26 protein-coding genes are annotated in these 25,644 nt (G+C 71.5%); 11 read left to right on the top strand and 15 right to left on the bottom strand.

The features are described 5' to 3' along the window. Positions 1–52 precede the first annotated feature (52 nt). On the bottom strand, positions 53–472 hold the full coding sequence (locus BLS95_RS10475) for a hypothetical protein (RefSeq protein ID WP_090930715.1): 420 nt from the start codon (positions 470–472) through the stop codon (positions 53–55). A gap of 679 nt (positions 473–1,151) precedes the next feature. Here BLS95_RS10475 and BLS95_RS10470 point away from each other — a divergent pair. Beyond that, positions 1,152–1,331 carry a hypothetical protein gene (locus BLS95_RS10470; RefSeq protein ID WP_143043656.1) on the top strand — a complete coding sequence of 60 codons (180 nt, stop codon included), beginning with the start codon at positions 1,152–1,154 and terminating at the stop codon, positions 1,329–1,331. Positions 1,332–1,502: 171 nt separating this feature from the next. Here BLS95_RS10470 and BLS95_RS10465 read toward each other — a convergent pair whose 3' ends face one another. After that, positions 1,503–2,483, bottom strand: a complete 981-nt coding sequence (locus BLS95_RS10465) for an AraC-like ligand-binding domain-containing protein (RefSeq protein ID WP_090930713.1) — start codon at positions 2,481–2,483, stop codon at positions 1,503–1,505. 320 nt (positions 2,484–2,803) lie between these two features. Between BLS95_RS10465 and BLS95_RS10460 the strand changes: the two genes are divergently transcribed. Then, entirely contained in the window at positions 2,804–3,373 is a 570-nt protein-coding gene (locus BLS95_RS10460; RefSeq protein WP_143043655.1) for a DUF6506 family protein, read from the top strand. A gap of 121 nt (positions 3,374–3,494) precedes the next feature. Further along, on the top strand, positions 3,495–4,244 hold the full coding sequence (locus tag BLS95_RS56780; protein ID WP_218135683.1) for a phosphotransferase family protein: 750 nt from the start codon (positions 3,495–3,497) through the stop codon (positions 4,242–4,244). A gap of 177 nt (positions 4,245–4,421) precedes the next feature. Here the strand turns inward: BLS95_RS56780 and BLS95_RS10450 are convergent, their stop codons facing one another. Continuing rightward, entirely contained in the window at positions 4,422–6,203 is a 1,782-nt protein-coding gene (locus BLS95_RS10450) for an ABC transporter ATP-binding protein (RefSeq protein WP_090930711.1), read from the bottom strand. Beyond that, on the bottom strand, positions 6,200–7,999 hold the full coding sequence (locus BLS95_RS10445) for an ABC transporter ATP-binding protein (protein ID WP_176993119.1): 1,800 nt from the start codon (positions 7,997–7,999) through the stop codon (positions 6,200–6,202). The genes BLS95_RS10450 and BLS95_RS10445 overlap by 4 nt, the downstream gene beginning before the upstream one ends. Positions 8,000–8,115: 116 nt before the next feature. Between BLS95_RS10445 and BLS95_RS10440 the strand changes: the two genes are divergently transcribed. The 3 genes from BLS95_RS10440 (at position 8,116) to BLS95_RS10430 (ending at position 10,670) form a co-directional block, all read left to right on the top strand. Beyond that, positions 8,116–8,745, top strand: coding sequence for a TIGR03085 family metal-binding protein (locus BLS95_RS10440; protein ID WP_090930709.1), 630 nt, complete (start codon positions 8,116–8,118; stop codon positions 8,743–8,745). A 340-nt stretch (positions 8,746–9,085) separates the two neighbouring features. Then, a complete protein-coding gene (locus BLS95_RS55535; protein ID WP_176993118.1) occupies positions 9,086–9,247 on the top strand; it encodes a hypothetical protein in 162 nt (53 codons plus the stop codon). 61 nt (positions 9,248–9,308) lie between these two features. Further along, entirely contained in the window at positions 9,309–10,670 is a 1,362-nt protein-coding gene (locus tag BLS95_RS10430; protein WP_090930707.1) for a glutamine synthetase family protein, read from the top strand. A gap of 26 nt (positions 10,671–10,696) precedes the next feature. Here BLS95_RS10430 and hisF read toward each other — a convergent pair whose 3' ends face one another. The 9 genes from hisF to hisD form a co-directional block, all read right to left on the bottom strand. After that, positions 10,697–11,458: an imidazole glycerol phosphate synthase subunit HisF gene (gene hisF / locus BLS95_RS10425; protein ID WP_090930706.1), complete on the bottom strand. Its 762-nt coding sequence runs from the start codon at positions 11,456–11,458 to the stop codon at positions 10,697–10,699. Then, positions 11,455–11,856, bottom strand: a complete 402-nt coding sequence (locus tag BLS95_RS10420; protein ID WP_090930705.1) for a Rid family hydrolase — start codon at positions 11,854–11,856, stop codon at positions 11,455–11,457. Before BLS95_RS10420 ends, hisF begins: the two co-directional genes overlap by 4 nt. Before the next feature lie 20 nt (positions 11,857–11,876). Further along, on the bottom strand, positions 11,877–12,599 hold the full coding sequence (gene priA, locus BLS95_RS10415) for a bifunctional 1-(5-phosphoribosyl)-5-((5-phosphoribosylamino)methylideneamino)imidazole-4-carboxamide isomerase/phosphoribosylanthranilate isomerase PriA (RefSeq protein WP_090930704.1): 723 nt from the start codon (positions 12,597–12,599) through the stop codon (positions 11,877–11,879). Beyond that, on the bottom strand, positions 12,600–12,929 hold the full coding sequence (locus BLS95_RS10410) for a hypothetical protein (protein ID WP_090930703.1): 330 nt from the start codon (positions 12,927–12,929) through the stop codon (positions 12,600–12,602). Between the two features lie 51 nt (positions 12,930–12,980). Next, positions 12,981–13,613: an imidazole glycerol phosphate synthase subunit HisH gene (hisH, locus tag BLS95_RS10405; RefSeq protein ID WP_090930702.1), complete on the bottom strand. Its 633-nt coding sequence runs from the start codon at positions 13,611–13,613 to the stop codon at positions 12,981–12,983. Positions 13,614–13,652: 39 nt separating this feature from the next. Continuing rightward, positions 13,653–13,808, bottom strand: coding sequence for a hypothetical protein (locus tag BLS95_RS55530; RefSeq protein ID WP_176993117.1), 156 nt, complete (start codon positions 13,806–13,808; stop codon positions 13,653–13,655). Continuing rightward, positions 13,805–14,398: an imidazoleglycerol-phosphate dehydratase HisB gene (gene hisB, locus BLS95_RS10400; protein WP_090930701.1), complete on the bottom strand. Its 594-nt coding sequence runs from the start codon at positions 14,396–14,398 to the stop codon at positions 13,805–13,807. Before hisB ends, BLS95_RS55530 begins: the two co-directional genes overlap by 4 nt. 85 nt (positions 14,399–14,483) lie before the next feature. Continuing rightward, a complete protein-coding gene (locus tag BLS95_RS10395; protein WP_090930700.1) occupies positions 14,484–15,554 on the bottom strand; it encodes a histidinol-phosphate transaminase in 1,071 nt (356 codons plus the stop codon). Continuing rightward, positions 15,551–16,867 (bottom strand): histidinol dehydrogenase, encoded by a 1,317-nt coding sequence (hisD, locus tag BLS95_RS10390; protein ID WP_090930699.1) that lies wholly within the window; start codon positions 16,865–16,867, stop codon positions 15,551–15,553. The genes BLS95_RS10395 and hisD overlap by 4 nt, the downstream gene beginning before the upstream one ends. Before the next feature lie 540 nt (positions 16,868–17,407). Here hisD and BLS95_RS10385 point away from each other — a divergent pair. The 3 genes from BLS95_RS10385 (at position 17,408) to BLS95_RS10375 (ending at position 20,394) form a co-directional block, all read left to right on the top strand. Beyond that, positions 17,408–17,602 (top strand): hypothetical protein, encoded by a 195-nt coding sequence (locus BLS95_RS10385; RefSeq protein WP_090930698.1) that lies wholly within the window; start codon positions 17,408–17,410, stop codon positions 17,600–17,602. Positions 17,603–17,650: 48 nt separating this feature from the next. After that, positions 17,651–18,661: a non-homologous end-joining DNA ligase gene (gene ligD / locus BLS95_RS10380; RefSeq protein WP_090930697.1), complete on the top strand. Its 1,011-nt coding sequence runs from the start codon at positions 17,651–17,653 to the stop codon at positions 18,659–18,661. Positions 18,662–18,744: 83 nt separating this feature from the next. Beyond that, complete coding sequence (locus BLS95_RS10375) at positions 18,745–20,394, top strand: trypsin-like peptidase domain-containing protein (RefSeq protein WP_143043654.1); 1,650 nt, start codon at positions 18,745–18,747, stop codon at positions 20,392–20,394. A 60-nt stretch (positions 20,395–20,454) separates the two neighbouring features. Here BLS95_RS10375 and BLS95_RS10370 read toward each other — a convergent pair whose 3' ends face one another. Beyond that, positions 20,455–21,570 (bottom strand): MFS transporter, encoded by a 1,116-nt coding sequence (locus BLS95_RS10370; RefSeq protein WP_245764967.1) that lies wholly within the window; start codon positions 21,568–21,570, stop codon positions 20,455–20,457. Between the two features lie 54 nt (positions 21,571–21,624). Between BLS95_RS10370 and BLS95_RS10365 the strand changes: the two genes are divergently transcribed. After that, positions 21,625–22,383, top strand: a complete 759-nt coding sequence (locus BLS95_RS10365; protein WP_090930694.1) for an AraC family transcriptional regulator — start codon at positions 21,625–21,627, stop codon at positions 22,381–22,383. A 20-nt stretch (positions 22,384–22,403) separates the two neighbouring features. Next, on the top strand, positions 22,404–22,901 hold the full coding sequence (ybaK, locus tag BLS95_RS10360; RefSeq protein ID WP_090930693.1) for a Cys-tRNA(Pro) deacylase: 498 nt from the start codon (positions 22,404–22,406) through the stop codon (positions 22,899–22,901). 47 nt (positions 22,902–22,948) lie between these two features. Here ybaK and BLS95_RS10355 read toward each other — a convergent pair whose 3' ends face one another. Continuing rightward, entirely contained in the window at positions 22,949–25,642 is a 2,694-nt protein-coding gene (locus tag BLS95_RS10355) for a transglycosylase domain-containing protein (protein ID WP_143043653.1), read from the bottom strand. Between the last annotated feature and the right edge of the window lie 2 nt (positions 25,643–25,644).

The raw sequence follows: 25,644 nt of genomic DNA, 5'->3' as shown, positions 1-25,644 counted from the left end.
CGAGCCCGTCCAGGCGGTGTGATGAGGGAGCTCGTGAATCGGTCGGGGCACGTCAGCCGCAGTGGCTCCAGCCGCTGGTCCAGGTGTACGGCGCCTCGTCCCACGTGCCGCCCCACCGGACGCACTTGTCAGCGGCGGAGAGGGTCACCGGCCCTGCGTAGTAACGGAACACGCCGCTGTCCGAGTCGCTACCGCCGTTCTGCACGGACAGAGACGCTCGCATCCACATGGGGGTGGAGGTCTTGTTGACGGTGACGACACAGTTCTTGCCGCTGCCGGCGTTGTAGGACAAGTAGATGGTGCCCAGGGCGGTGCCGGATGAGGTGAAGGCGTGCGAGTCGATGACGCGGAACCCGGAGCCGCACACCGCGGCGGGGTCGACGGCGGCCGCGGATGCCTGGGCGGGCGAGGTGGCCGCGATGCCACAAGCGAGCACGCCGAGCGTGACAAAAACCTTGGCAAGCGTACGCATAGGTATATCCCTTTCAGAGTATTTGAATGATCACGATTGTCGGCATGGGCGTGCCGCTCGAACAATCAAGCATGCAGATGCCGATTCCGCGGTGAAGTATCCGCGTGGAAGGAAAGGACGGCCAAGAAGCAGGTGGCGAAGGCGCTCACGTTGGATTCACATCAGAACAATCCACAATTCTCTGGGCGGAGCGCTCATGGCTATGCGTACCAATGAGAACGATCCCGTTCGTCCCTCCGCCTTACTCGGCCTGTCCGACATGAACATTGCCCGATCAAGGCCCAGGCGGACAAGAGCGATTCTCTTCAGCTCCCTTTAAGCTGCGCTACACAGGTTGACTGCCCAAAGTCTGTGTTTCGTGACGGATGGCGCTTGATGCGGTACGACCGTGGTATGTGGCATGCGCCGCCACGGCTGGTCGGTGCAAGTAACGTCCCGACGGGCGATCGAGCGAGACGAAGGGGCCGTTAGGTACATCAAGCGCGCCGACTGACAGGCTTTTGTCACGGGCCCGGACCACCACATGTCACCAAGGAGGCGTGCCATGCACACTGTCACTCGCCAGCGGCTCCGGAGAGCGGTCCTCGCGGGGGCGGCCCTCGCGGCGTCGGCCCTATGCGTCGCACCCGTATCGGCATCGGCGTCGGCATCGGCAACAGGGACGGTGTCGGCCCAGGCCATGGCCAACGCGTGTGGCCTGCCGACCTCCGCCCGCCCGAACAGTTACTACATCGAATCGTTCTGGGACTGCAACGACTGCAAGGAGCAGGCGAGCTACGACCAGAGGACGTTCGGCGGCACCTTCTACTGCACCTACAACCCGAGCAACGGGCTGACCGACGAGCACCGCCAGTACTGATTTTCGACTGTGCGTGGAGTCCGGTTCCCAAGTGGGAGCCGGGCTCCACGCCGTGCCCGACCACGCGCTGTGGAGCGGCGAGCCGCCGGAATGCCCGTACGGGATGTCGGGCCGTGCGATCAAGCGAGGAGTAACGGCCCGCTGATGGCTCTTGGACGGGTATATCCCAGGTCAGGGACGCTCGTGTGACCAGCGTTCCCGCCGGTAGTCGCTGGGAGAGACTCCATAGGCGCTGCGAAAGGCGCGGGAGAAGGTAACCGCGTCGGAGAACCCCCACCGGGCCGCAATGGCCCGAACGGTGCAGTCGGCACGGGCGGGGTCCCCGAGGTCATGCCGGCAGCGCTCCAGCCGCAGGGTACGGATGAGCTCGGCGACGGTCCTGTCGTGCGACTGGAAGAGCCGGTGCAGAGTGCGGATGGAGATGTGATGCTCCGCGGCGATCGCAGCCGGCGAAAGGTCCGGATCGGAGAGGTGCTGCCGAATGAAAGCCTGGATCCGCAGGATCAGGGCGTTCTGCCGGGATTCTGGCGGCACCGAGGAGTCTGCGCCCAGGTGGTGCGCGATCAGGGCGGTGAACAGGTCGACCAGGACCGTGCCGAGGTGAGGACCGTCCGCCGGACGATAGGAGCCGTTGTCGGTCGTCAGGCGACCGAGGAACTGAGCGAGCAGAGCGCCCATCCCCTCCCGCCCCGGCAGCGGAGTCGCCAGCAGCCGGTCGAGCTTGGCCGGCGGTAACGGCACCCGCCCCCGGTCAATCGTCGCCACCACCGACGAGGCCGAGCCCTCATGGGCGTCCACCCGGCTCTCGAACGGCGTGGACGTGGCGTACATCACCAGGTCACCCGGACCGAGGACGGCCTCCCTGCCGACCTGGCCGAGGCGCTGCCATCCGCGCAGGCTGAGCGCCACCGCATACAGTTCGGGGTCGGAGCGCCGGATCAGCTTCGACGTCCGGCGCGACTGCATGGACGGATACGTCATGGCGGTCACATGCGCGGCATTCAGATCCATCGCCCGCAGCGAAGCCCGGAAATCCTCGGCACGATCGATGCTGAACACATTGGGCGTCAGCGACTGCGACACCGCCTCATGCCACGCCTCCAACCGGTCCTCCGGCGGCAGGTCCTCGGTGTCGAACACCTTCTCAAGCACCGGCTTCCCCCTATTCAGCAACCGATACGACAGGAACTATGCCAAATGTACGGACAACACCGAGCCTCCAGCATTGGACGCCTCCCACGCCGCCGGTCTGCTACCTGATGCAGACGCCCGCATCACCCGGCTGAACAAAGCCCTATCGCAGCAGTTGGAGCGGTGGCGGTCCACCCGCGCCGATCCACGACCCCACCAAGACGACCACCGATCTGGGCCTCACCTGGCAGGCAGTCGGCGGGCGACACGATGGCCTCAGGCTTGACCTCAACATTGGTTGAGGGAGGAAGCTGCTTCCAGGACACCGAAGGGAGCAGGACATGAGCAGGGACCGAGTGGTCATTTACGAGGCCGCCGGAGCGGACCCGGAGGCCGACCTGATGGTGATCGAGAACGAGCACGGCCGTACGCGGGTCCGCGCCGTGCCCGACCACGCGGAGATGACCGCGCTGGTAGGGCGGTTGGCCGGCGAGGGCGTCGACCGGTTCGAGCTGTGCGGCAGCTTCGGGGCCCTGTGGCACGCCGAGGCACGGCGGGTCCTGGAGGAGAGGACGCCGGTCAGCGCGATCTACTACGGCTTCGAGTCACTGGCCTCCGTCGCCTCCTACAAGGCGCGCTTCGAGGCCGGGGAGGTCCTGTCGGAGGCCTTCATCATCGTGCACGAGGGCGCCGACCCCGACTCCCACCGCGTGGTGCGCCACCGGGACGACGGCAGCGGCACCACCATCGTGGCCGTCCCCGACCTGGACGCCGCCGCCGAGTTGGCGGCCAAGCTGGCCGGCGAACTACAGCTCATCGAGCTGTACGGGGTGCGCGGCCCGGCCGAGGCCGAGCCGGTCATCCGGGCTGTCGTGGCGGCGGGCGTACCCGTGGGCATGAGCGCGTTCTGACCTCTTTCGGGTCGGTGCCTAGCGGCGGGCCACGGCCTCCGCATCCACGTTAGGCAGCCCATTCCACGGCGGCACTCGGCCAGACCGCGCCGTCGCCCCATGGCTGGTTCAATATCCACTGATGCAGACCCACGATGTGCAGATCGACGGCGACCTGGTGCGCAAACGCTTCACCGACGGCAAGCCGGGCGGTGCCGAGCGGGAATGGCGGGCGCTGGAGCTGCTGGCGGAGCACGCGCCCGGGCTCGCGCCCTCACCCGTGGAGTACGGGACCGATCTGGTGGTGATGTCGCGCGTCGAGGGGACGCCGCTCTTCCTGCTGCCTGCCGTACCGGAGAAGGAACTGATGGAGGCGGTGGACCGGCTGCATGGGGCCGTACCGCGGCAGGTGCTCGACCGGGTGCCGCAGCGGTTGTGGCCGGTGGAGCGGATCAGGGATCAATTGCTTGTGTGGGCCGGCCAGTGGCGGCCGAAGAACGAGCTCGCAGACCGGGCCGTCAGGGAGGGTACGCGGTGGCTGTCGGGGTGGGAGCCGGGCGAGCGTGGGGTTCGGCCGGTATTCGGGGCCGGCGATGGCAACACGGCGAACTTCCTGTGGGACGGCGTACGCGTCAGGATTGTCGATTTCGAGGAGTCGGGACGCAGCGACCGGGCGACCGAGGTCGCGGAGATGGCCGAGCACGTGTCGTGCTGGGTACATGGGGGCGGCGAGTTGCGTTTCGAACTCGACTCCGCTGAGGAGCGCAGGCTGTCGGAGTGTCGCAGGCTGTTTGCGTTGATGTGGGTCTTCCTGCTGAAGGATGAGGGGCCGAGAAACCCGCCCGGTACGTTCATGCGAGCGGTCGGGCGGGCTTTGGATCGGCTCGGTTAGGACGGCTTCCGCCAATGCTCGCGCCCGCTCTCCCCTGTTCTCTGGGCGGATTCGCGGGCGCAGTGTCGTGCTCTCCGGGTCAGCACCCTGGGCATCGGCTCAATACGAGTTCCGCGGGCGGGGCCGGTGGGTGGCACGGGTGCTGGGCGATCGGGTCTTCGCCGCCGGGTTCGGTGGCTAGGAGTGTGCCGCCGCGACCCAGGACGCGTGCAGGTCGGCGTACACGCCGGGCTCCTGGACCAGCATCGCGTGCGGGCCGCGCTGCACCAGGCGGCCCGCGTCGAAGACGAGGACCTCGTCGGCGTTCTCGGCCGTGGACAGGCGGTGCGCGATCGAGATGGCCGTGCGGCCGCGGGTGACGCCTTCCAGGGCGCGCGCCAGCCGTACCTCCGTGGCCGGGTCCACCGCCGAGGTGGCCTCGTCCAGCAGGAGCAGGTCGGGGTCGGCGAGGTAGGCGCGGGCCAGGGCGACGAGCTGGCGCTCGCCCGCCGACAGCGACTCGCCGCGCTGGCCGACCGGCGTGTCCAGGCCGGCGGGCAGGGCTTCGACCCAGTCGGCCAGGCCCAGCTCGGTCATGGCCAGTTCGATCTCCTCGCGGGTCGCCGCCGGCTTGCCGTAGCGGATGTTCTCGGCCAGCGTCCCGTCGAACAGGAAGCCGTCCTGCGGCACCATGACGATGCGCTCACGCAGCGAGGAGAAGCGGACGTCGCGCAGGTCGTGGCCGTCCACGGTGACCCGTCCTGAGCCTGGGTCCATCAGCCTCGTCAGGAGCTTGGCGAACGTGGTCTTGCCCGAGCCGGTCTCCCCCACCACGGCCACGCGGGAGCGGGGCGGGATCTCCAGCGAGAGCTCGCGCAGCACGGGCGCGCCGCCGGGATAGGAGAAGTGCACGTCCTCGAAGGCGACGGAGATGGGGCCGCGGGGCAGTTCCTTGCCCTTCTCGCCGGGGTCGGCCACGTCGGGCGGCGTGTCGAGCACGCCGAGGATGCGGCGCCAGCCGGCCACGGCGTTCTGGGCCTCGTTCAGCACCTCGGTGGCCATCTGCAGCGGCGAGATGAACAGGGTGATCAGGAACAGGAACGCCACGAGCTGCCCCTGCGTGATGTCGCCCGACAGGCCCAGCCGCACGCCGAGCAGCACGATCCCGGCGATGGCCAGGGCGGCCACCAGCTCGGTCAGCGGGAATACCATGCCCACAATGGTCTGCGCCCTGATCTGGGCACTCCGGTTGGAGTCCACCGCCTTGTCGATGCGTTCGCTGGTGCGTCGCTCCGACGCGTACGCCCTGATGACGGCCGCGCCGACGACCGACTCGCTGACGGCGGCCAGCATGTCGCCGGTGCGCTCGCGCACCACCGTGTACGCCCGCGACAGCAGCCGCTGGAACCGCGGCAGAGCGATGATCAGCGGGACGAAGCAGCCCCAGGCCAGCAGCGTGAGCTGCCAGGAGTAGACGAGCATGAGCACGGTCGCCACGAAGAGCTGGCCGAACGCCACGATGATCATCAGCCCGCCCCACTGCATGAACGTGCTGATCTGGTCGATGTCGTTGGTGACGCGCGAGACGAGGGCGCCGCGGCGCTCGCTGTTCTGGGTGAGCACCGACAGGTCGTGCACGTGCCGGAACCCGCGCACGCGCAGGGTGGCGAGGGAGGACTCGGTCGCCTTGTAGAGGCGGACGTTCATGAGGTAGCCGGCCAGTGCCGTCAGCACCACGGCCGCCGCGCAGACCAGGACGGCGCTGGTGATGTACGGCACGTCCGGCGTGCCGCCCTTGAGCCCCGTGTCGATGGTCTGCTGCACCGCGATCGGCACGACGATCTTGCCCAGGGTGGCGACCACGGCCAGCGCCATCGTGCCCACCAGGCCCTTGCGGAACTCGGGCGTGATCGACAGGCCCTGGCGGATCGTGGCCAGGGCGGAACGTTCGAGGTTGCCCTGGATGCCCTGCGCGGTCATGCCCTGACCTCTTCTTCCTCAGTCGGGACTTCCGCCACCGGGACGTCGATCGCGGCGCGCTCGGCTTCCTCCCGCTCGTAGGCGGTCACCAGGTTGCGGTAGCCGGTGCAGCGGGCGAGCAGCTCCGCGTGCGGCCCTCGGTCCACGACCCGGCCCCGGTCGAGGTAGACGACCTCGTCGGCCAGGGCGATCGTGGCCATCCGGTAGGCCACCACCACGACGGTGGAGGCCTCGGCGGCGTCGCGCAGCCCGTAAAGGATCTTGGCCTCGACCTGGGGGTCCACGCTGGAGGTGGCGTCGTCGAGGATGAGCAGGCGGGGCCGGCGCACGAGGGCACGGGCCAGCGCGATGCGCTGGCGCTGGCCGCCGGACAGCGACGCGCCGCGCTCGCCGACCCGCGTGTCGATCCCGTTGGCCAGCCGCCCGACGAAGCCCTCGGCCTGCGCCAGGCGCAGCGCCGCCCACACGTCCTCGTCGCCGACGTCGAGGCCGAGCGCGACGTTGCCGCGTACGGTGTCGTCGAACAGGAACGTCTGCTGCGGCACCAGCGCCACCGACTCGGCCACTCCGCCGTAGGCCAGCTCCCGCAGGTCCACGCCGTCGAGCAGCACCTGGCCGGTGCCGGGGTCCACCAGCCGGCCGAGCAGCTGCACGAGCGTGGACTTGCCCGATCCGGTGGGCCCGACCAGGGCGACGGTCCGGCCGGCGGGCACGTCGAAGGTCACGTCGTGCAGCACCTCGGTCTCGCCGTAGGCGTAGGAGACGCCGTCGACCTCGATCCGGGCGGGCTCGGCGGAGGCGATCACGGCGGGGCCGTAGGCCATCGAGCCGCTCGCCTCCAGTACGGCCTGCACCCGCTCCCAGCCGACGACGCTGCGCGGCAGCTCGGCCAGCACCCAGCCCAGCGCCCTGATCGGGAAGGCCAGCAGGGTGAACAGGTAGGCCACCTGCACCAGGTCCCCTGAGCCGATCGCGCCGGTGGACAGCCGCATCGCGCCGACGGCGAGCACCGCGAGCACGCCCAGCGTGGGCAGCGCCTCCAGCAGCGGGTCGAACAGCCCGCGCACCCGCCCGACGGCGATGTTGGCGTCGCGCAGCTCGTGGGCGCGCCGCCGGAACCGGTCGGTCTCCAGCTCCTCCCGGCCGAGCGTCTTGATGACGAGCGCGCCGTCGAAGCTCTCGTGGGCGATCTCGCTCACCTCGGCGCGGAGCTGCTGCGCGCGGGTGGCCAGCGGACTCAGCTTGCGCTGATAAATCAGATTAAGTACGGCGATAGCCGGAAAAATCAGGAAACCGACCAGGGCCAGGACGAGATCCGTGGCCACCATCGCGACCGCCGCGGTGATCAGCATGACGATCACGCCCACGGCCATCGGCAGCGGCGCGAGCGGCGCCCAAGCGGCCTCGGCGTCGGCGCTGGCGTTCGAGAGCAGTTGCCCGGTCGGGTGCCGGTGGTGCCAGGACAGCGGCAGCCGCAGATACTGCTTGGTCACGTCCCGGCGCGACCTGGCCTGCATCCTGAACTGCATCACGCCCGCCAGGATGCGCCGCCCCGCCACGCCCAGCGCCTTGAGCAGCGCGGCGCCGAGGATGAGGAGCGCCCCCGTCCATAACGCGCCGGTCGTCACCCGGCCGTCCCGGAAGGCCGGCAGCACCACGTGGTCCGTGGCCCAGCCGAGCGCCCAGGCGGAGGCGACGGTCATGCCTCCATAGATCGCACTGGCCACCACGGCCAGCGTGAACACCGCTTTCTCGGTGCGGATGGCCACCCCAAGGACGCGGAGTCCTTGGCGCATGACAGCTGAGGTGACCTTGGTCGCCACTCGGAGGGGTTCCCTTCAAATATGACTTATGTACGTATGTCGTAATCACGGCCGATCACCACGTTATTCCCACCGGTAGGGTTGCTCATGTGACTCACGCTCGTAGCGAACGCGCCGCGCTCTGCGACCTCCTCGAACGACTCGGGCCGGACGCGCCGACACTGTGCACGGGCTGGACCACGTACGACCTGGCCGCCCATCTGGTGCTGCGCGAGCGCCGGCCGGACGCGATGGGCGGCATCGCGATCAAGCCCCTGGCCGGCTACACCGCCTCCGTCCAGCAGCGGCTCAAGGCCGGCCACCCCTACCCCGAGCTGGTCGGCCTCGTCCGCAGGCCGGGCGGCGTCTACTCCCTGCTGCCCGCCCTGGACGAGGCCGTCAACTCGCTGGAGTTCTTCGTGCACCACGAGGACGTGCGCCGCGCCCAGCCGTCGTGGGAGCCCCGCGAGCTGCCCGAGGACTTCGAGCGGCAGATCTGGAAGCGGGTCTCCACGGGGACCCGGCTGATGCTGCGCCGGGCGCCGGTCGGCGTGGTGCTGCACCGCCTCGGCGGCGGCGTGGCGCTCGGCGGGCCGCGCGGGGGCGACCGGGTCGAGGTCACCGGCAGGGCGGGCGAGCTGCTGCTGTTCTGCTTCGGACGCCAGGACCACGCCCGGGTGGAGCTCACCGGCGACCCCAAGGCCGTCGCCCGCCTGCGCGAGGCCTCCCTGGGCATGTGACCCGCTCCCCCGCCCGCCCGGTGACCGGCCCCGTCTTCTCCCATGCTGTACTGTTCCGGACACGGAGGCCGCCCCCGCGAGTCATCCCCTCACCGCGGGCCCGGAGCGGATCCGCTGGTCATGGCGCCGGCACCGATCCGTGCCCCTCTGGTGCCGCCGATCCACCGGCCGCCGGGGCGCGGAAAGCCAGGCGCCGCAGGCGCTCACGCCTGATCTCAAGCCCTTACCATGGCATAGGAAAGCAGCCCCCCGGTTAGGATCATGAACATCTTCATAGAAGATGCCAGTGATCGCCCAGATCCGGGTATATATGGCTGGGAATGGACTGCAGGAGGCCCCCATGCAGGTCAAGAAGGTGATCACCTACGTGGCTGTCGCGTTCGTGGTCTTCTACCTGTTCACCAAGCCGGCCGAGGCTGCTGCCGCGGTCAACGGCGTGTTCGACGGAATCCTTCAGGGAGCAGACCAGTTGGCTACATTCTTTACGGCCGTTCTGACCTGACAGTGGGACCTGTCTGCGTTTGGCGCTTCCCCGCGCTGCCAGATCGTGTTACGCAGGCAGGATGAGAGATCGCCCGAGCGGCACCAAGGCACAGCAACTCGACCCCAACGCACGGCGGATCCTCGAGCGGACCGAGCTCGAGGGCATCGAGCTGATCCGTTTCCTGTACGCCGACCACGCAGGCGTCATCCGTGGCAAGGCGGCATCCAGGGCGCGGCTGGCGGAGCGGCTGAGCACGGGCATCGGGCACACGGTGGCCATGATGGCGATGAACATGCTCGACCAGCTCCAGGAGGTCGAGCACCTGGGTCCGGTGGGCGAGATACGCATTGTCCCCGACCCGGCGACGTACGTCCCCTTGCCACACGCGCCCGGTGCGGCCGCGATGCTGTCGGACCTGCGCCTGCCGGACGGCAGCCCGTGGGGCGCCTGCGCGCGCACGTTCCTCAAGGACGCGATCGCGGAGCTCGCCACGGAGGGTTACACCCTGGTGGCGGCGTTCGAGCCGGAGTTCACGCTGGGCCGCCGCCTGCCCGACCCGACCGGCGGCCACGACCGGCTGGTGCCCCTCGACGACTCGCTCTGTTATGCCGGCACGGGGTTCGACACGGCGCACGACTACACCATCAAGCTCATCCGCGCCCTGGAGACGCAGGGCCTGCGAGTCGAGCACTACTACCCCGAGCTGGGTCCCGGACAGCAGGAGCTGTCGATCCGGCACGCGCCCGCGCTGCGCGCCGCCGACAACCACATCCTCTACCGCGAGACCGTGCGCGGCGTGGCCATGCGCATGCAGATGTGGGCCACGCTGGCGCCCAAACCGCTGGCCGACCAGGCGGGCAACGGCGCCCACCTGCACCTGTCGCTGTGGCGGGACGGGCACAACCTGTTCGGCGAGGACGCCGAGATCCGCGACGGGTTCATCGGCGGCCTGATCGCCCACCTGCCCGCCCTGACCGCGCTGACGTGCGGCAGCGTCAACAGCTTCCGCCGCCTCACGCCACGCACCTGGGCCGGCGCGTACGCGGTCCACGGCCCCGACAACCGCGAGGCCGCGGTCCGCCTCTGCTCGCCGCTCGGCGAGACCGGCGAGGCCAACCTGGAGCTGAAGCCGTCCGACTCCTCGGCGAACCCGTACCTGTCGCTCGGCGCCGTCATCCACGCGGGGCTGGACGGCATCCGGCGCAAGCTCGACCCCGGCGCGCCCGTGGACGTCGACCCGGACACCCGCCCGGGCCACTATCCGCGGCTGCCGGCCTCGCTGGGCGAGGCGCTGGACGCGCTGGAGGCGGACGAGATGCTCATGGAGGCTCTCGGGCCGCTGCGCCGCAGCGCGTATCTGGCGGTCAAGCGGTCCGAGGCGGCGGCGTTCGCCGCCCAGGACGTCTCCTTCGAGCTGTTCCACCACCTGCGGGTCTTCTGAGCCGGGCTCGGCTCTGACCGGCGGGCTCAGCGAACCGGGTGGCCCGCCATCCTGAGCGCGCCCTTGACCTCCGAGATCTTCAGCGTGCCGAAATGGAAGACCGAGGCCGCGAGGACGGCGTCGGCGCCTGCCGCCACCGCCGGGGCGAAGTCCTCCAGCCGGCCGGCGCCTCCGCTGGCGATCACCGGAACGTGCACGGCCGCCCGAACCGCGCGCAGCATCTCCAGGTCGTAGCCGTCGAGCGTGCCGTCGCCGTCCATCGAGTTGAGCAGGATCTCGCCCACGCCCAGCTCCTCGCCGCGCACGGCCCACTCCACCGCGTCGATGCCGGTGCCGCGCCGGCCGCCGTGCGTGGTCACCTCGAACCCGCTCGGGGTGCCCGGCGCCCGGCGCGCGTCCACGGACAGCACCACGCACTGGGCGCCGAACCGCCGTGACGCCTCGGTGAGCAGCTCCGGCCTGGCGATGGCGGCGGTGTTGAGCGACACCTTGTCGGCTCCCGCCCGCAGCAGCCGGTTGACGTCGTCGACGGAGCGCACCCCGCCGCCGACCGTGAGCGGGATGAACACCTGCTCGGCCGTCCTGCGCACCACGTCGAGCATGGTCTCGCGCTCGCCCGAGGACGCGGTGATGTCGAGGAAGGTGAGCTCGTCGGCGCCCTCCTCGTCGTAGCGCCTGGCCAGCTCGACCGGGTCGCCGGCGTCGCGCAGGTTCTCGAAGTTGACGCCCTTGACCACGCGCCCGGCGTCCACGTCGAGACAGGGGATGACTCTTACCGCCACGGTCATGTTCGCACTGCCTCGATCTCGATCTCGACCAGCATTCTCGGGTCGACCAGGCCGGCCACCCGTACGCCGGTGCAGGCGGGCCGTACTTTGCCGAAGACCTCGCCGATGGCCCGGCCGACGTGGTCGAAGTGCCGCTGCTCCACCACGTAATAGCGGACCATGACCACATCCTCGCAGGTCAGGCCGCCCATCAGGACCGCCTCCAGCGCGATGTCGATCGCGGTCAGGCTCTGCCTGTAGGCGTCGCCGATGTGGCGCACCTCTCCGTCCACCGTGGCCGTGCAGCCGGACACGATGACACGATCGCCCGCGACGACCGCACGGGCGTAGCCGTACCTCTCCTCCCAGATGCCGCCCGAGAACACTCTTCGCCCGATGTTCTCCATCTCTACGCTCATTCCGCCCCCTCCTGGCGAAGCTAGACGCTTACCGCGGCCAGCGCGTTTTCCAACGTGAACGCGTGAGCGTACAGGGCCCTTCCCACGATGGCGCCCTCCACTCCGTCCGGGACGAGAGAAGCCAGTGCGACCAGGTCGTCGAGAGTCGAGACGCCGCCGCTGGCCACCACCGGCCGGTCGGTACGGGCGCAGATCTGGCGGTAGAGGTCGAGGTTCGGACCCTTGAGCATGCCGTCCTTGGTCACGTCGGTGACGACGTAGCGGGGGCAGCCGTCGGCCTCCAGCCGGTCGAGCACCTCCCACAGGTCACCGGCGTCCTCGGTCCAGCCGCGGGCGGCCAGCGTGGTGCCCCGCACGTCGAGCCCGACCGCGATCTTGTCGCCGTGCTCGGCGATGATCTTCCGGCACCAGTCGGGCCGCTCCAGCGCCGCGGTGCCGATGTTGACCCGGCGGCAGCCGGTGGCCAGGGCCGCGGCCAGGGAGTCGTCGTCGCGGATGCCGCCGGACAGCTCCACGTTGACGTCGAGCCTGCCGATCACCTCGGCGATCAGCTCCCGGTTGCTCCCCCGGCCGAACGCGGCGTCCAGGTCGACCAGGTGGATCCACTCGGCGCCCGCCTCCTGCCAGGCCAGCGCGGCGGCGAGCGGCGCGCCGTAACCGGTCTCGGTCCCGGCCTCGCCCTGCACGAGGCGTACGGCCTGGCCGTCGACCACGTCCACGGCGGGCAACAAAACGAGCGACATTCAGATCCTCCGGTCGAAGGCGAGGGTCACCACAACGGGTGCGAGCAACAGGGAGAAGACCAGCACGGCCAGGCTGATCGTGAACGAGCCCCAGATCAGCCACGCGACCGCCTGGACGAGCAGGAAGCCCAGCGCCACCACGACGTTCTGGGCCCGATGGCGGCGGGCCAGCAGGCCGCCCTGGCGGTAGAAGCGCACCGGGCGCGGGACCAGGCGGGCCAGCAGGGCCCGGCGGCGGGCGCGGCGTGCCTGCCGCTCCTCGTTGGCCCGCATCGCGCGTGCCCGCTCCGCTTCCCGCGCGGCCCTGCGCCGCGCCCGCTCCTTGCTCACGAGGCCGCCGGTCCCGCGGCGGGTAAAGGACTCGCGTGTCTCATCGGCCGCTCACAGGGTCTCGAGCCAGTTTTTCAGCAGGGCCGCACCCGCGTCGCCGGACTTCTCCGGGTGGAACTGGGTGGCCATCAGCGGGCCGTTCTCCACGGCGGCCACGAACGGCACGCCGTGCTCGGCCCAGGTGACGAGCGGTTCGGCGAAGCCCTCGCCTGGGTGCAACTCCCACTCGCGCACCCCGTAGGAGTGCACGAAGTAGAAGCGCGTGGCCTCGTCGAGCCCGGCGAACAGGACGCTGCCCGCGGGGGCCTTGACCGTGTTCCAGCCCATGTGGGGCAGCACCGGGGCGTCGAGCCGCTCGACCGTGCCCGGCCACTCGCCGCAGCCCTCGCTCTCCACCCCGTGCTCCACGCCCCGGGCGAACAGGATCTGCATGCCGACGCAGATGCCCAGCACCGGTCGGCCGCCCGACAGCCGGCGGCCGATGGCGCGCTCGCCGCGGACGCTCCGCAGGCCCCGCATGCACGCCTCGAACGCCCCGACCCCGGGCACGACCAGCCCGTCGGCCTCCAGGGCGGCGTCGAGGTCGGCGGTCACCGTCACGTCGGCGCCCACCCTGGCGAGCGCTCGCTCGGCCGAACGCAGATTGCCCGACCCGTAGTCGAGCACCACGACGTTGTGTCTCACTGGTCGCTCACCACTCCTCAGTCGCGGTCGATCGGTCGCTCACCACCACAACACCCCCGCCGTGATCGCCATCACCGCGCCGACCACGCAGATGGCCGCGCCGATCTTGACGCCCTGCCGGAACAGCGAGATCACGCCGCCGATCAGGAACAGCCCGATGAACACCAGCGCGACGGCGAGGAGGTTGTCCGTCACAGCACCCCCTTGGTGCTGGGGACCCCCGTGGCCCGCGGGTCGGGCTCGGACGCCTCGCGCAGCGCCCGGGCCAGCGCCTTGAACTGGGCCTCCACGACGTGGTGCGCGTTGCGCCCGTACGGCACGTGCACGTGCAGGCAGATCGCCGCCTGGGCGACCAGCGACTCCAGGATGTGGCGCGTCATCGTCGTGTCGTAGTCGGGGCCGATCATCGGCGCCAGGCCCTCGGGCTCGGAGTGCACGAGGTAGGGGCGGCCGGACAGGTCGACCGTGACCTGGGCCAGCGACTCGTCCAGCGGGCACGACGCGCTGCCGAACCTCCTGATGCCCGACTTGTCGCCCAGCGCCTCGCGGAACGCCGCGCCCAGCGCGAGCGCGGTGTCCTCGATCGTGTGGTGCGCGTCGATGTGCAGGTCGCCCTCGGTCTTGACCGTCAGGTCGAACAGCCCGTGCTTGCCGAGCTGGGCCAGCATGTGGTCGAAGAAGCCGACCCCGGTCGCGACCTCCACCCGGCCGGTGCCGTCGAGGCCGACCTCCACCAGGACCGAGGTCTCCTTCGTCACGCGCTCGACGCGGCCTACGCGGCTCACAGGGCCCCTCCGCTGGTGATGGTGGAGTCCCAGGACATCGTGCTCTCCTCGTCGTGTCGGTGGCGGGTCGTGGGTCGATCGGCGGTCACAGCACTCCTTCCAGGGCCTGCCGGAAGGCGGCCATCTCCGCACCGGTGCCGATGGACACCCGCAGCCATTCTGGCGGGCCCACCTCACGGATCAACACCCCGCGCTCCAGCAGCCCTTCCCACACCCGGCGCCGGTCGGGGAACCGGCCGAACAGCACGAAGTTCGCATCGGAGTCGGCCACCGCCAGGCCCTTGGACCGCAGCCACGCCACGGTGTCGTCCCGCTCGCGCCGCAGCGCGTCCACGGTGCCGAGCAGCGCGGCGCGGTGCCGCAGCGCCACCCGCGCCGCCGTCTGGGTGAGCGTCGACAGATGGTACGGCAGCCGCACCAGCAGCAGCGCCTCCACCACGGCCGGGTCGGCGGCCAGGTAGCCGAGCCGTGTGCCCGCCATGGCGAACGCCTTGGACATCGTCCGGGTGACGATCAGCCGCGGGTGCCCCGGCAGCAGGGTGAGCGCCGACGGCGTGCCCGCGCGGGCGAACTCCGCATAGGCCTCGTCCACCACCACCATGCCCGGCGCCACGGCCAGGATCGCCTCGATCGTCTCCAGCGGCTGCGCGGTGCCCGTGGGGTTGTTCGGTGAGGCGAGGAAGACGACGTCGGGCCGGTGCTCCTCGATCGCGGCGGCGGCCTTGGCGGGGTCGAGCGAGAAGTCGCCCTCCCGGCTGGCCTTGATCCACTCGGTGCTGGTGCCGTTGGTGATGATCGGGTGCATCGAGTAGGACGGCTCGAACCCGATGGCGCTGCGCCCGTGGCCGCCGAAGGCCTGAAGGATCTGCTGGAGCACCTCGTTGGAGCCGTTGGCGGCCCACACCTGCTCGGCGGTCAGGCCGTGACCGAGGTAGGCCGCCAGGTCGGCGCGCAGCGCGGTGGCGTCCCTGTCGGGATAGCGGTTGAGCTCCCCCGCCGCCGCCCCGACCGCCGCGGCCAGGTCGGCGACCAGCTCGGGCGAGGGCGGGTAGGGGTTTTCGTTGGTGTTGAGCCGGACGGGGACGTCGATCTGGGGCGCGCCGTAAGGCGACTTACCCCGGAGGTCGTCCCTGATGGGCAGGTCGTCGAGAGTCACGCGTGCTCCGTGGGAATTTGCCAGTCGAACCGGGCGCGGACGGCGGCGCCGTGGGCGGGCAGGTCTTCGGCGTCGGCCAGCACGGACACGTGCGCCGCCGCGCCCGCGAGCGCCTCGCGGGTGTAGTCGACGACGTGGATGCCGCGCAGGAACGACTGCACCGACAGGCCGCTGGAATGGCAGGCGCACCCGCCCGTGGGCAGCACGTGGTTGGAGCCCGCGAGATAGTCGCCGAGGGACACCGGGGCGTAGGGGCCGACGAAGATGGCACCGGCGTTCCGGATCTTTCCGGCTATCCGCGCCGCGTCGGCCGTGTGGATCTCCAGGTGCTCGGCCGCGTACGCGTCCACGACCCTGATGCCGTCGTTGATGGAGCCGACCAGCACGATGCCCGACTGCCTGCCGCTCAGCGCCTCGGTGATGCGCTCGGAGTGCCTGGTGGCCGACACCTGGCCCGGCAACTCCTTCTCCACCGCGTCGGCCAGCTCCGCGCTCGTGGTGACCAGCACCGCAGCGGCGATCACGTCGTGCTCGGCCTGGCTGATCAGGTCGGCGGCCACGTGGACCGGGTCGGCCGTCTCGTCGGCCAGGATGGCGATCTCGGTCGGGCCGGCCTCGGAGTCGATGCCGATGCGCCCCTTGAGCAGCCGCTTGGCCGCCGCCACCCAGATGTTGCCGGGCCCGGTCACCATCGTGGCGGGCGGGCACTCCTCGGTGCCGTAGGCGAACATGGCCACCGCCTGCGCCCCGCCCACCGAGTAGACCTCGTCCACGCCGAGCAGCGCGCACGCGGCCAGGATCGTGGGGTGCGGCAGGCCGTCGAAATCCGCCTGCGCCGGGCTCGTGACCGCCAGCGAGGCGACCCCGGCCTCCTGGGCGGGGACGACGTTCATCACCACGCTGGACGGATAGACCGCGCGCCCGCCGGGGACGTAGAGGCCCACCCGGTCGACCGGCACCCACCGCTCGGTCACGGTGCCGCCGGGCACCACCTGGGTGGTGACGTCGGTGCGCCGCTGGTCGCGGTGGACCAGCCTGGCCCGCCTGATCGACTCCTCCAGCGCCGCCCTGACCTTCGGGTCCAGCTCGTCCAGGGCCCTGGTGAGGGCCTCGGCGGGGACGCGGGTGGTGGCGATCTCGACGCCGTCGAACCGGGCGGTCAGCTCCCGTACGGCCGCCACCCCGCGATGGCGCACGTCGTCGCAGATGGGCCGCACCTTCTCCAGGGCGGCCTCGACGTCGAGGTCGGCGCGTGGCAGCACGTCGCGCAGGTCATCCGGCAAGGAAGCGCGCATGTCGATACGGGAAATCACCCTCACAGTCTACGGAGGTCCCACCCCCGAATCCGGTTCTGTCCGGCATCCGGGACGCCACAGCCGAGCTCTGGTCAGACCTTCCGGGCGGATCCCTGAGCGGATCTTGGCCGGCTGTTGGGGCACGCCCCTGGCACGCGACGCCGGGCGGGGGCCGGCGGCGGCCGGCGGCGGCCGGCGGCCGAGGCCCCGGGACGGCCACCCGCCGGGCCCGGCGGGACCTGCGGCCGAACGTCTTTGGCGGCCGCGGGGCGGCGTCGCCGACGCCGGGCCCCGCGGCCGCCATCGCCCCGGACCGGGCCTGCCGGGACGCCGTCGTGGCCGTCACGGGGGCACGGCCACGACCGGGAGAAAAGCCTTGAAGCTCTCCCATTTGCCCGCGCCAGGCGTCCGCTAACGCGCCATGCCGAGAAAAGCCTTGGGTAACTGAAATCTAACCTTGAGTACGCCTTATCCCAGGCGCGTGTCGCGCCCCCGAGGGCAGGAGAATGGCTTTCACATTATCTGTCCATTATGTCCGGCCCTTTATCCTGGCTTGCCATGGGACAGTGGCGGGGCCCCGGGGGCATCCTGATCGAGGCGATCATCCTGGATGATCGCCCGATGCTCCGCGTGTCCCACCGGGTCAACGGCACCACATACCTGCGCGGCTACTGCGCGTCCGTCGACGAGCTCGGCGAGCACGGCGTCGACCTGGCCGAGCTGATGGAAGACAGCCCGCTTGACCATCTGTAGACCCCGGTCTGCCACTGTCGATCAGCCGGACGGGGTACGGCATGCACCATGGTGCGGCTGCCCGCCTACACGCCGATGCTGGCCCAGCTCGGGACCCTGAGCTCCGTCCAGGGCGCGGGCTGGGCGGTGGAGATGAAGTGGGACGGCGTGCGCGCGCTGGCCTACGTCCAGGACGGCAAGGTCCGCCTCATGTCGCGCAACGGCAAGGACATCACCGCCGCCTATCCCGAGCTCCAGCTCATGGCCGCCGCCACCGGCGGGCACGCGGCCGTGATCGACGGGGAGATCGTGGCGTTCGACGAGACCGGGCGGCCCAGGTTCGAGGCGCTGCAGCCCCGGATGCACCAGCGCCACCCGGCGGCCGTGGCCGAGCTGACCAGGGCGGTGCCGGTCACGTTCATGGCCTTCGACCTGCTGCACCTCGACTCGGCCAGCCTCGTCTCCCGCCCCTACACCGAGCGCAGGCAGGCGCTGGAGAGCACCCTGACGCCCGGCTACCGGTGGGAGGTGCCCGTCTGGTTCTCCGACCAGGCGGAACGGGCCTTCGACTCCTCCAGGGAGCTCGGACTCGAAGGCGTCGTGTGCAAGCGCATGACCTCGCCCTACCGGCCGGGGCGGCGCAGCTCCGACTGGACCAAGGTCAAGAACGTACGCGCCGTCGAGGTCGTCATCGGCGGGTGGAAACCGGGCGGCGGGCGGCGCTCGGGCATGATCGGCTCGCTGCTGCTCGGCGCCCACGACCCGCGCGGCAGGCTGCTGTTCGTGGGACACGTGGGCACCGGGTTCACCCAGGACATGCTGCGCGACCTGCGGGAGCGGCTGGCGCCGCTGGAGCGTCCCGACCCGCCGTTCGACGTGCCGGTGCCGCGTGAGCACGCCCGCGACGCCCACTGGGTCGAGGCCCGGGTGGTCGGCGAGGTGCAGTACGCCGAGGTCACCGGCGACGGCATGCTGCGCCACCCCTCCTGGCGCGGGCTGCGGCCCGACCGCGAGCCCGCCGAGGCCAGCACCGCGGAGATCCTGCCGCCCGGGAGGACCGGGGACAGCGCCGCCGGCTGATCAGGACACCCCACCCCCCTACATTTCGCATCCATATGGTCACTTATAGTGATCAGACGTATTCGAGCTGTTCAGGGGGTATCGTGCCGAGAACCTTGGTCACCGTGCTGACCACGCTGGCAGGCGTCGCGCTCGCGACGCCCCCGCCGACGACCCCCCGGCCTCCCGCAGCCACCACACCCGGGCAACCGCCCGCCGCCCCTGCCGTATCAGCCACGCCGCCCGCGCACGCCGCCGCGGGCCACGCGGCTGCCCCTGCCGTATCAGCCACGCCGCCCGCGCACGCCACCACGGGCCACCGGCCGCAGGCGCTCCCCGTCACGGGCGTCCAGCCGCCCGCGCACGCCATCGTGCCGGGCCTGGCGTGGGGAGCCGAGGTGTCGCCGCCGATGCGGCCCCGCCAGGCCGTGCGGTACTGGACGGCCGGCAAGCAGGCCAAGGCCAGGGCCGCCGACCTACCGGCGAGCCGGCCCGCCTCGGCCACCGCCCCGCGATCCGGCCCGGCCATCGGCCCGCGATCCGGCCAGGGCGTCGCACAGCGGCTCAGCGTGCCCGGATTGAAGCGGCTGACCCCCGGCGGGGACGCCAACGGCTACGCCCACGTGCGCCGCCCGTACACGCGGTCGGTGCTGAGCCGGACCAGCGGGCGGCTGTTCTTCGTCAACGCCGCCGGGACCGGCGACTCCTGCAGCGCCTCCGTCATACGCTCCGCCACCCGGCTGCTCATCGTCACCGCCGCCCACTGCGTGTACGGGGTACCCGAAGACTCGCAACTCGGCCAGTGGCACACCAACTTCGCCTTCGTCCCCGCCTACGACGGGCGGGCGACCAGCGTCCGGCAGCGCGAGCCGTACGGGCGGTGGGGCGGACGGCGGGTCTGGAAACCCGACGGCTACACCGGCCTGATCGGCGGAGACTGGAACTCCGTCTACGACATCGCCCTCATCGAGGTCGGCCGGCGCGACGACACCCTCCAGGAGGCCGTCGGCGCCCTCACCCCGATGCGCAACGAAGGCGGCCGGCACTCCATCGTCACCACCGGCTACCCCGGCCTGTCCGGCAGGAAGCCGTACGACGGCCGGGACCAGCTCTTCTGCGTCGGCAGGACCCGGCCCGCCACCCCACCCGCGATCGACGGCACGGCCCTGGCCGCCCACATCCATGCCCCCGGGCGCATGGAGACCGACAACTGCCACCTGTACAAGGGGCACAGCGGCGGTCCCTGGGTGATCAAGGGCACCAACGACCTGGTGGGCGTGCTGTCGGCGGGCAAGGACGACGGCGAGCCCGACGGCAACTCCGTCGCGACCGCCCTCAACTTCGCGGGCTACGGCGCGATCGTGCGGCAGGCCGACCCGGACGGCGTGTACGACGCGCTGTCCATCCGGGCCTCGGCACCGTCCCGGCCGGTCCGGCGCGGCACCACCGCCACCGTCGCCGCCGTCGTCACCATGCGTGGCCTGATGGCCGCCGCCCACGTGCCCGTCACGCTCATCCTGCCGCGCGGCACCAGCCTGGTCAGCGTCACCGGGGCCAGGTGCCTGCAGGTGGACCGGCGGGCCACCTGCACCATCGCCGCCGTCCATCCGGACCAGCCGGTCACGATCTCGGCCGAGGTACACGTGGGACGCGCCGCGGGCCGCCGCCTGGACCTCGCCGCGCACGTCTGGTCCACGCCCCTGGACCCCTCCCAGCACGACAACGCCTCCGTCGCGTCCATGGCCACGCGGTGACCACGCACTGGGGCGCCGTACGGGAGCCACCGGCCGCCTGGACACCGCGCCTGACGTCAATCAGGTCAGCGCCGGTTCCTTGAGCGTGCGGGCGAGGAGCCAGGCGAGGACCGGGAACACGATCAGGCACGCCAGCGCCGTCCGTAACGTGGTCGCCTCCGCCACGGCCCCCACCAGCGGGCCGGCCAGGCCGCCCGCGCTCACCGCCAGCCCCAGGGTCACGCCGCCGGCCGTGCCCACCCGGCTCGGCAGCAGGTCCTGGCCCAGCGTGACGTGCAGGGAGAAGGGGGCGTACAAGGCGAGTGACGAGGCCGCGATGAAGACCAGCGCGACCGGCCCGGGGGCCAGCGCCACCCCCGCCACCGCGGGAATCGACAGCGCGTAGGCCAGGCGCATCGTCCGCGTCCTCCCCCAGCGGGCCGCCAGCCTGCCGCCCAGCACCGTGCCCACCGCGCCGCCGGCGAACAGGACGAACAGCGCCACCGCCCCCGCCGCCCCGCCCCCCATGTACAGGGCCACGAACGCGCTCAGCCCGACGTACACGACCGAGCGGAAGACGATCACCAGCGTCAGCCGGACGAACGACGGCCAGTCGTCGCGACCGGACGCCGGCCCGGCCGCCGTGGCCGCCCGCTCACCCCCGGCCGTCGCCAGGATCGCCGGCAGCGTCACCGCCGCCCCCAGCACCGCCGGAACCGCCAGGAACGGCGACGCGCCGAGACCCCACCACGCCAGCAGCGGCGTCACCAGCACGGGAGCCGTGGCGAACCCGAGCGTGCCGCCCAGCGAGAACCAGCTCATCCGGACGTGGCTGCCCGCGCTGGCGATCCTGGCCAGCCGCGCGGCCTCCGGATGGTACGCCGCCACGCCCAGCCCGGACAGCGCCACCGCCAGCCACGTCAGCGCATAGGAGTCCGTCACGCCGCCGAACGCCACCCCGGCCCCCGCGACCACCATGCTCAACGGGATCAGCCACGGCATCCGCCACCGATCGGTCAGCACCCCGAACAGCGGTTGCACGATCGACGACAGCAACGTGGCCGCCAGCACGATGCCGGAGACGGCGACGTACCCGTAACCGCGCCCGGCCACCAGGAAGGGAACCAGCGCCGGGACCGCGCCCTGATAGAAGTCCACCGCCGCGTGACCTGCCGAGAGCATGGGAACCCGTTTCACGCCCTCGATCCTTTCCCAGGCAACACTGGCCCGCTTCCGATAAATTGCCAACCGATGACGGAAATCCGCCACCTCCCGCAGGCTCCCACCGGACGCCGCCCCCTGGCCCGGGGAGCGGGCATCGACGCGCACCGGCACGACACCCACCAGATCGTGTACGCCTGCCGCGGGGTCGTCTCGGTCACCACGGGCGCCGGCGTGTGGGTCGCCCCGGCGAACCGGGCGATCTGGATCCCGGCCGGCACCGTCCACGAGCACCGCGCCCACGGCGACACGGACCTCCGCCTGGTGGGCCTCACCGGCAACCCGCTCGGCATCGACCGCCCGGCGGTGCTCGCCGTCGGCCCGCTGCTCCGCGAGCTGATCATCGCCTACACCGACACCACGACCACGGGGGACCCGACGGGGGACGGCGCGCGGGGTGAGCGGCGACGGCTCCTGGCCGTACTGCTCGACCAGCTCAAACGCGCCCCCGAACAGCAGCTCCACCTGCCTGCGCCCGAAGACCCCCGGCTGGCGGCCGTGTGCGCCGCTCTGCGCCGGGCCCCTGCCGACAGCAGGACCCTGGCCCAGCTCGCCAGGCAGGCGGGCACCAGCGACCGTACGCTGGCCAGGCTGTTCCGGCGGGAGCTGGGCATGAGCTTCCCCCAGTGGCGCACCCAGCTACGCCTGCACCATGCGCTGCTCCTGCTGGCCGACGGCGAATCCGTCACCGCCGTCGCCCACCGTTGCGGCTGGGCCTCGGCGAGCGCGTTCATCGACGTGTTCCGGCGGGCGTTCGGGTACACCCCGGGCCGGGCCTTTACAATGTAGATTCGCTACAATCGGATTCCGTGAGCAAATCGAAGGGCAAGAGCGGGGGCACGCCGGCCACCGTGGCGCTGACCAAGGCCAAGGCCGCGTTCACCCTCCATCCGTACGAACACGACGCCTCCGCCCAGGCCTACGGCGAGGAGGCGGCGGACGCGCTCGGCGTCCCGTACGAGCGGATCTTCAAGACGCTCGTGGCCGAGGTCGAGGGCGGCCTGGCGGTGGCGGTCGTGCCGGTGGCGGGCAAGCTCGACCTCAAGGCGCTGGCCGGGGCCCTCGACAGCAAGCGGGCCGCGATGGCCGACGCCGCCAAGGTGGAGCGGGTGACCGGCTACGTCGTGGGCGGCATCAGCCCCCTGGGCCAGCGCAAGCAGCTCCCGACGGTGGTCGACTCCTCGGCCCTCGACTTCGAGACGATCTACTTCTCGGCCGGGAAGCGCGGCCTGCAGATCGAGACCGCGCCCGACAACCTCATCACCCTCACCCGGGCCGTCACCGCCCCCATCGGCAAGTCCGGCTAGCCCCGGCCCGACGACCGGCCCCGCCTGATCGGCACCACCGGCCCTGCCTAGTCGAACGGCCAGCCCCGCAGGCCGGGCAGGTCACCCCAGGGCCGCCCGCCCCCGGATCGCTCACCCGAAGGCCGCCCGCCTGAGGGCCGCTCACCCGAGGGCCGCCCGCCTGAGCTCCGCTCGCCTGCGGGCCGCCCACCGCCGGGCGGTCCACCGCTGGGCCGCTCACCGGACGACTGCCTCCCCGAAGACCGCCCGCCCCCGGATCGCTCACCAGAGGGCCGCTCACCCGAGGGCCGCTCAGTTGAAGGCCGCTCAGAGGGCCGCTCGCTTGAGGGCCGCTCGCTTGAGGGCCGCTCGCTTGAGGGCCGCTCGCTTGAGGGCCGCGCGCCGCCGGATCCCACGCCCGAGGGCCGCTCACCCGACGACCGCTCCCCCGGAGACCTCTCCCCCGTGGGCTGCTCGCCCGACGACCTCTCGCCCCAGGGCGGCGGCCGATACTCCTCCCGCTCCTGAGACGGCTGCTCCGGCGCGTACCGATCCTCCCCCAGCCCGAGCTGCGACTCCACCGGCCGCTGGCCGAGCAGCCAGTCGAAGAGCCGCCGGTAGCGGCGCCCGAACGGATGGTCGCCGTCGCGCCGCCGCTTCTTGCGGTCCTCCTCGGCCAGCGCCTCCTCCAGCCCCGGCGTGTGGCCGCCGCCGAAGCGCGCCATGTTCGGCGCCGCGAACGCGGCGGGCTCGACCCGCCGGAGCGCGGGCTCCATCGACTCCACCCAGATCGGCCCCGGCAACGAGGCCCCCTGCACCGAACCGTAGTACTGGTCCCCGATCTGCACCCCCTGCAGCGGGAACCGGTAAGAGCCCCGGATGTCCCCGACGCTGACCGCGGCGGCCAGCGCCGGCGTGTACCCGGCGAACCAGGCCGAGGTGTAGCCGTTGTTCGTGCCCGTCTTGCCCGCGGCCGGCCGCCCGATGCCCTGCCCCTGCATGGTGCCCTTGTCGAACACCCCGGACAGCACGTAGTTCACGGCGTCCGCGACCGGCCGCTCGATGGCCTGCTCGCACGCGGGCGGCACGTGCGTACGACGCCCGTCCCTGGCGATGATCTCCACGATGGCCAGCGGCCGGCAGTAGAGCCCCCGCGCCGCGAACGCCGCGAACGACGCCGCCACCGTCACCGGATCCATCTCGTTGACGCCCAGCGTGAACGTGGGCACCTCCTTCAGCGGCTTCCCGTCCGCCCTGACCGTGCCGAGCGCCCTGGCCGTCCGTATCACGTTGCAGAGCCCGACCTTGCGCTCCAGCATCATGTAGAAGATGTTCACCGACTTCCAGGTGCCGGTCTCGATGCTGTGCGGGCCGCCCTCGCCCTCGCCGCTGGCGTTCAGGATGCGCGTGTTCGGGTCGTTGACCGGCTTGCCCGTGCAGTCGCGGTAACCCGCCGAGGGCACCAGCGCGCCGGGCGTGTCGAAGCCCTCCCCGAACCTCCACCCCTGCTGCAGGGCCGTGGCCAGGGTGAACACCTTGAACGTCGATCCGGCCTGGAACCCCTGGCCGCCGCCGTGGGCCACGTCGGCGACCAGGTTGAAGGTGGTCTTGGGGCCGTTCTTGCTGTTGCCGCGGTTGCGGCCGAAGCCCTTGCTGGCCGCCATCGCCCTGATCCGCCCGGTCCCCGGCTCCACCATGGCCTCGGCGGCCACCTCGGTGTCCTCGGGCGCGACGTGGCTGCGGATGGCCTTGTCGGCGGCGCGCTGCGCGATCGGGTCGAGGCTGGTCCTGATCGTCAGCCCGCCCCTGGCCATCCTGGCGCGCCGCTCGGCCGGGGTGTTGCCGAACACCGGGTTCGACAGGAACTCGCGCTGCACGTACAGGCAGAAGAACGGGAACTCGCTCTGCTCGCAGCCGCCGGGCTCGGGCCTCAGCCGCAGGCCCAGCGAGGTGTTCTTGGCGCTCGCCGCCTCCTGCCCGGTGATGAGCTTGAGCCCGGTCATCCGGTCCAGCACGAGGTCGCGCCGCTCGCGCAGGCGCGCCCGCTGCGAGGCCCCGAGCGAGGGATCGGTCGAGTACGGCATCCGCACCGCCCCCGCCAGCGTGGCCGCCTGGATCAGCGTCAGGTTGGCCGCCGAGGTGGAGAAGAAGCGCCGGGCCGCCGCCTCCACGCCGTAGGCTCCGGCGCCGAAGTAGGCGATGTTCAGGTAGCGCTCCAGGATCTGGTCCTTGCGGTACTTCTTCTCCAGCGCCAGCGCCAGGCGCAGCTCGGTGATCTTGCGGGCGAGGTTCGGGGCGCGGGCCCGGTCGCGCTCGGCGTCGGTGCGGGCGCTCTCCACCAGGATGTTCTTGACGAGCTGCTGCGTCAGCGACGAGCCGCCCTGCCGGATGCCGCCCGCCTGCGTGTTGGTGAGCAGCGCCCGGAACGTGCCCCGGACGTCGAGGCCGCCGTGCTCGTAGAAGCGGGCGTCCTCGATGGCCACGATCGCCTTGCGCATCACCGGCGCGACGGCGGCGAGCGGCACGTTCGTCCTGTTGGACTCGTAGAACTGGGCGAACTGGCGGCCGTCCTTGTCCAGCAACCTGGTCACCTGCGCGAGCGGCTCCTCGCGCGGCGCGGGCGGCAGCTCCAGGAAGGTGTTCGCGGCGCTCTTCGCGGCCAGGCCGCCGCCGCTGACGAGGGGCGCGACCAGTGCCGCCGTCAGCACGCCGCCGAGCGCCCCCGCCAGCCCGAGCGCCCCGACGGATCTGAGTACGGTCACGC

The sequence above is a fragment of the Nonomuraea jiangxiensis genome, assembly GCF_900099965.1.
Taxonomy (GTDB): domain Bacteria; phylum Actinomycetota; class Actinomycetes; order Streptosporangiales; family Streptosporangiaceae; genus Nonomuraea; species Nonomuraea jiangxiensis.
Note: the sequence above shows the minus strand (reverse complement) of the source record. Positions and strands in the feature narration are given on the sequence as shown.

Coding starts and splice junctions, on each gene's coding strand:
- BLS95_RS10460 (WP_143043655.1), top strand. CDS start 2,804: ATGAGCAGGGACCGAGTGGTCATTTACGAGGCCGCCGGAGCGGACCCG.
- BLS95_RS56780 (WP_218135683.1), top strand. CDS start 3,495: ATGCAGACCCACGATGTGCAGATCGACGGCGACCTGGTGCGCAAACGC.
- BLS95_RS10420 (WP_090930705.1), bottom strand. CDS start 11,856: ATGAGCGTAGAGATGGAGAACATCGGGCGAAGAGTGTTCTCGGGCGGC.
- BLS95_RS55535 (WP_176993118.1), top strand. CDS start 9,086: ATGCAGGTCAAGAAGGTGATCACCTACGTGGCTGTCGCGTTCGTGGTC.
- BLS95_RS10365 (WP_090930694.1), top strand. CDS start 21,625: ATGACGGAAATCCGCCACCTCCCGCAGGCTCCCACCGGACGCCGCCCC.
- BLS95_RS10470 (WP_143043656.1), top strand. CDS start 1,152: ATGGCCAACGCGTGTGGCCTGCCGACCTCCGCCCGCCCGAACAGTTAC.
- BLS95_RS10445 (WP_176993119.1), bottom strand. CDS start 7,999: ATGCGCCAAGGACTCCGCGTCCTTGGGGTGGCCATCCGCACCGAGAAA.
- BLS95_RS10385 (WP_090930698.1), top strand. CDS start 17,408: ATGGGACAGTGGCGGGGCCCCGGGGGCATCCTGATCGAGGCGATCATC.
- priA (WP_090930704.1), bottom strand. CDS start 12,599: ATGTCGCTCGTTTTGTTGCCCGCCGTGGACGTGGTCGACGGCCAGGCC.
- ligD (WP_090930697.1), top strand. CDS start 17,651: ATGGTGCGGCTGCCCGCCTACACGCCGATGCTGGCCCAGCTCGGGACC.
- BLS95_RS10430 (WP_090930707.1), top strand. CDS start 9,309: ATGAGAGATCGCCCGAGCGGCACCAAGGCACAGCAACTCGACCCCAAC.
- BLS95_RS10475 (WP_090930715.1), bottom strand. CDS start 472: ATGCGTACGCTTGCCAAGGTTTTTGTCACGCTCGGCGTGCTCGCTTGT.
- BLS95_RS10450 (WP_090930711.1), bottom strand. CDS start 6,203: ATGACCGCGCAGGGCATCCAGGGCAACCTCGAACGTTCCGCCCTGGCC.
- hisF (WP_090930706.1), bottom strand. CDS start 11,458: ATGACCGTGGCGGTAAGAGTCATCCCCTGTCTCGACGTGGACGCCGGG.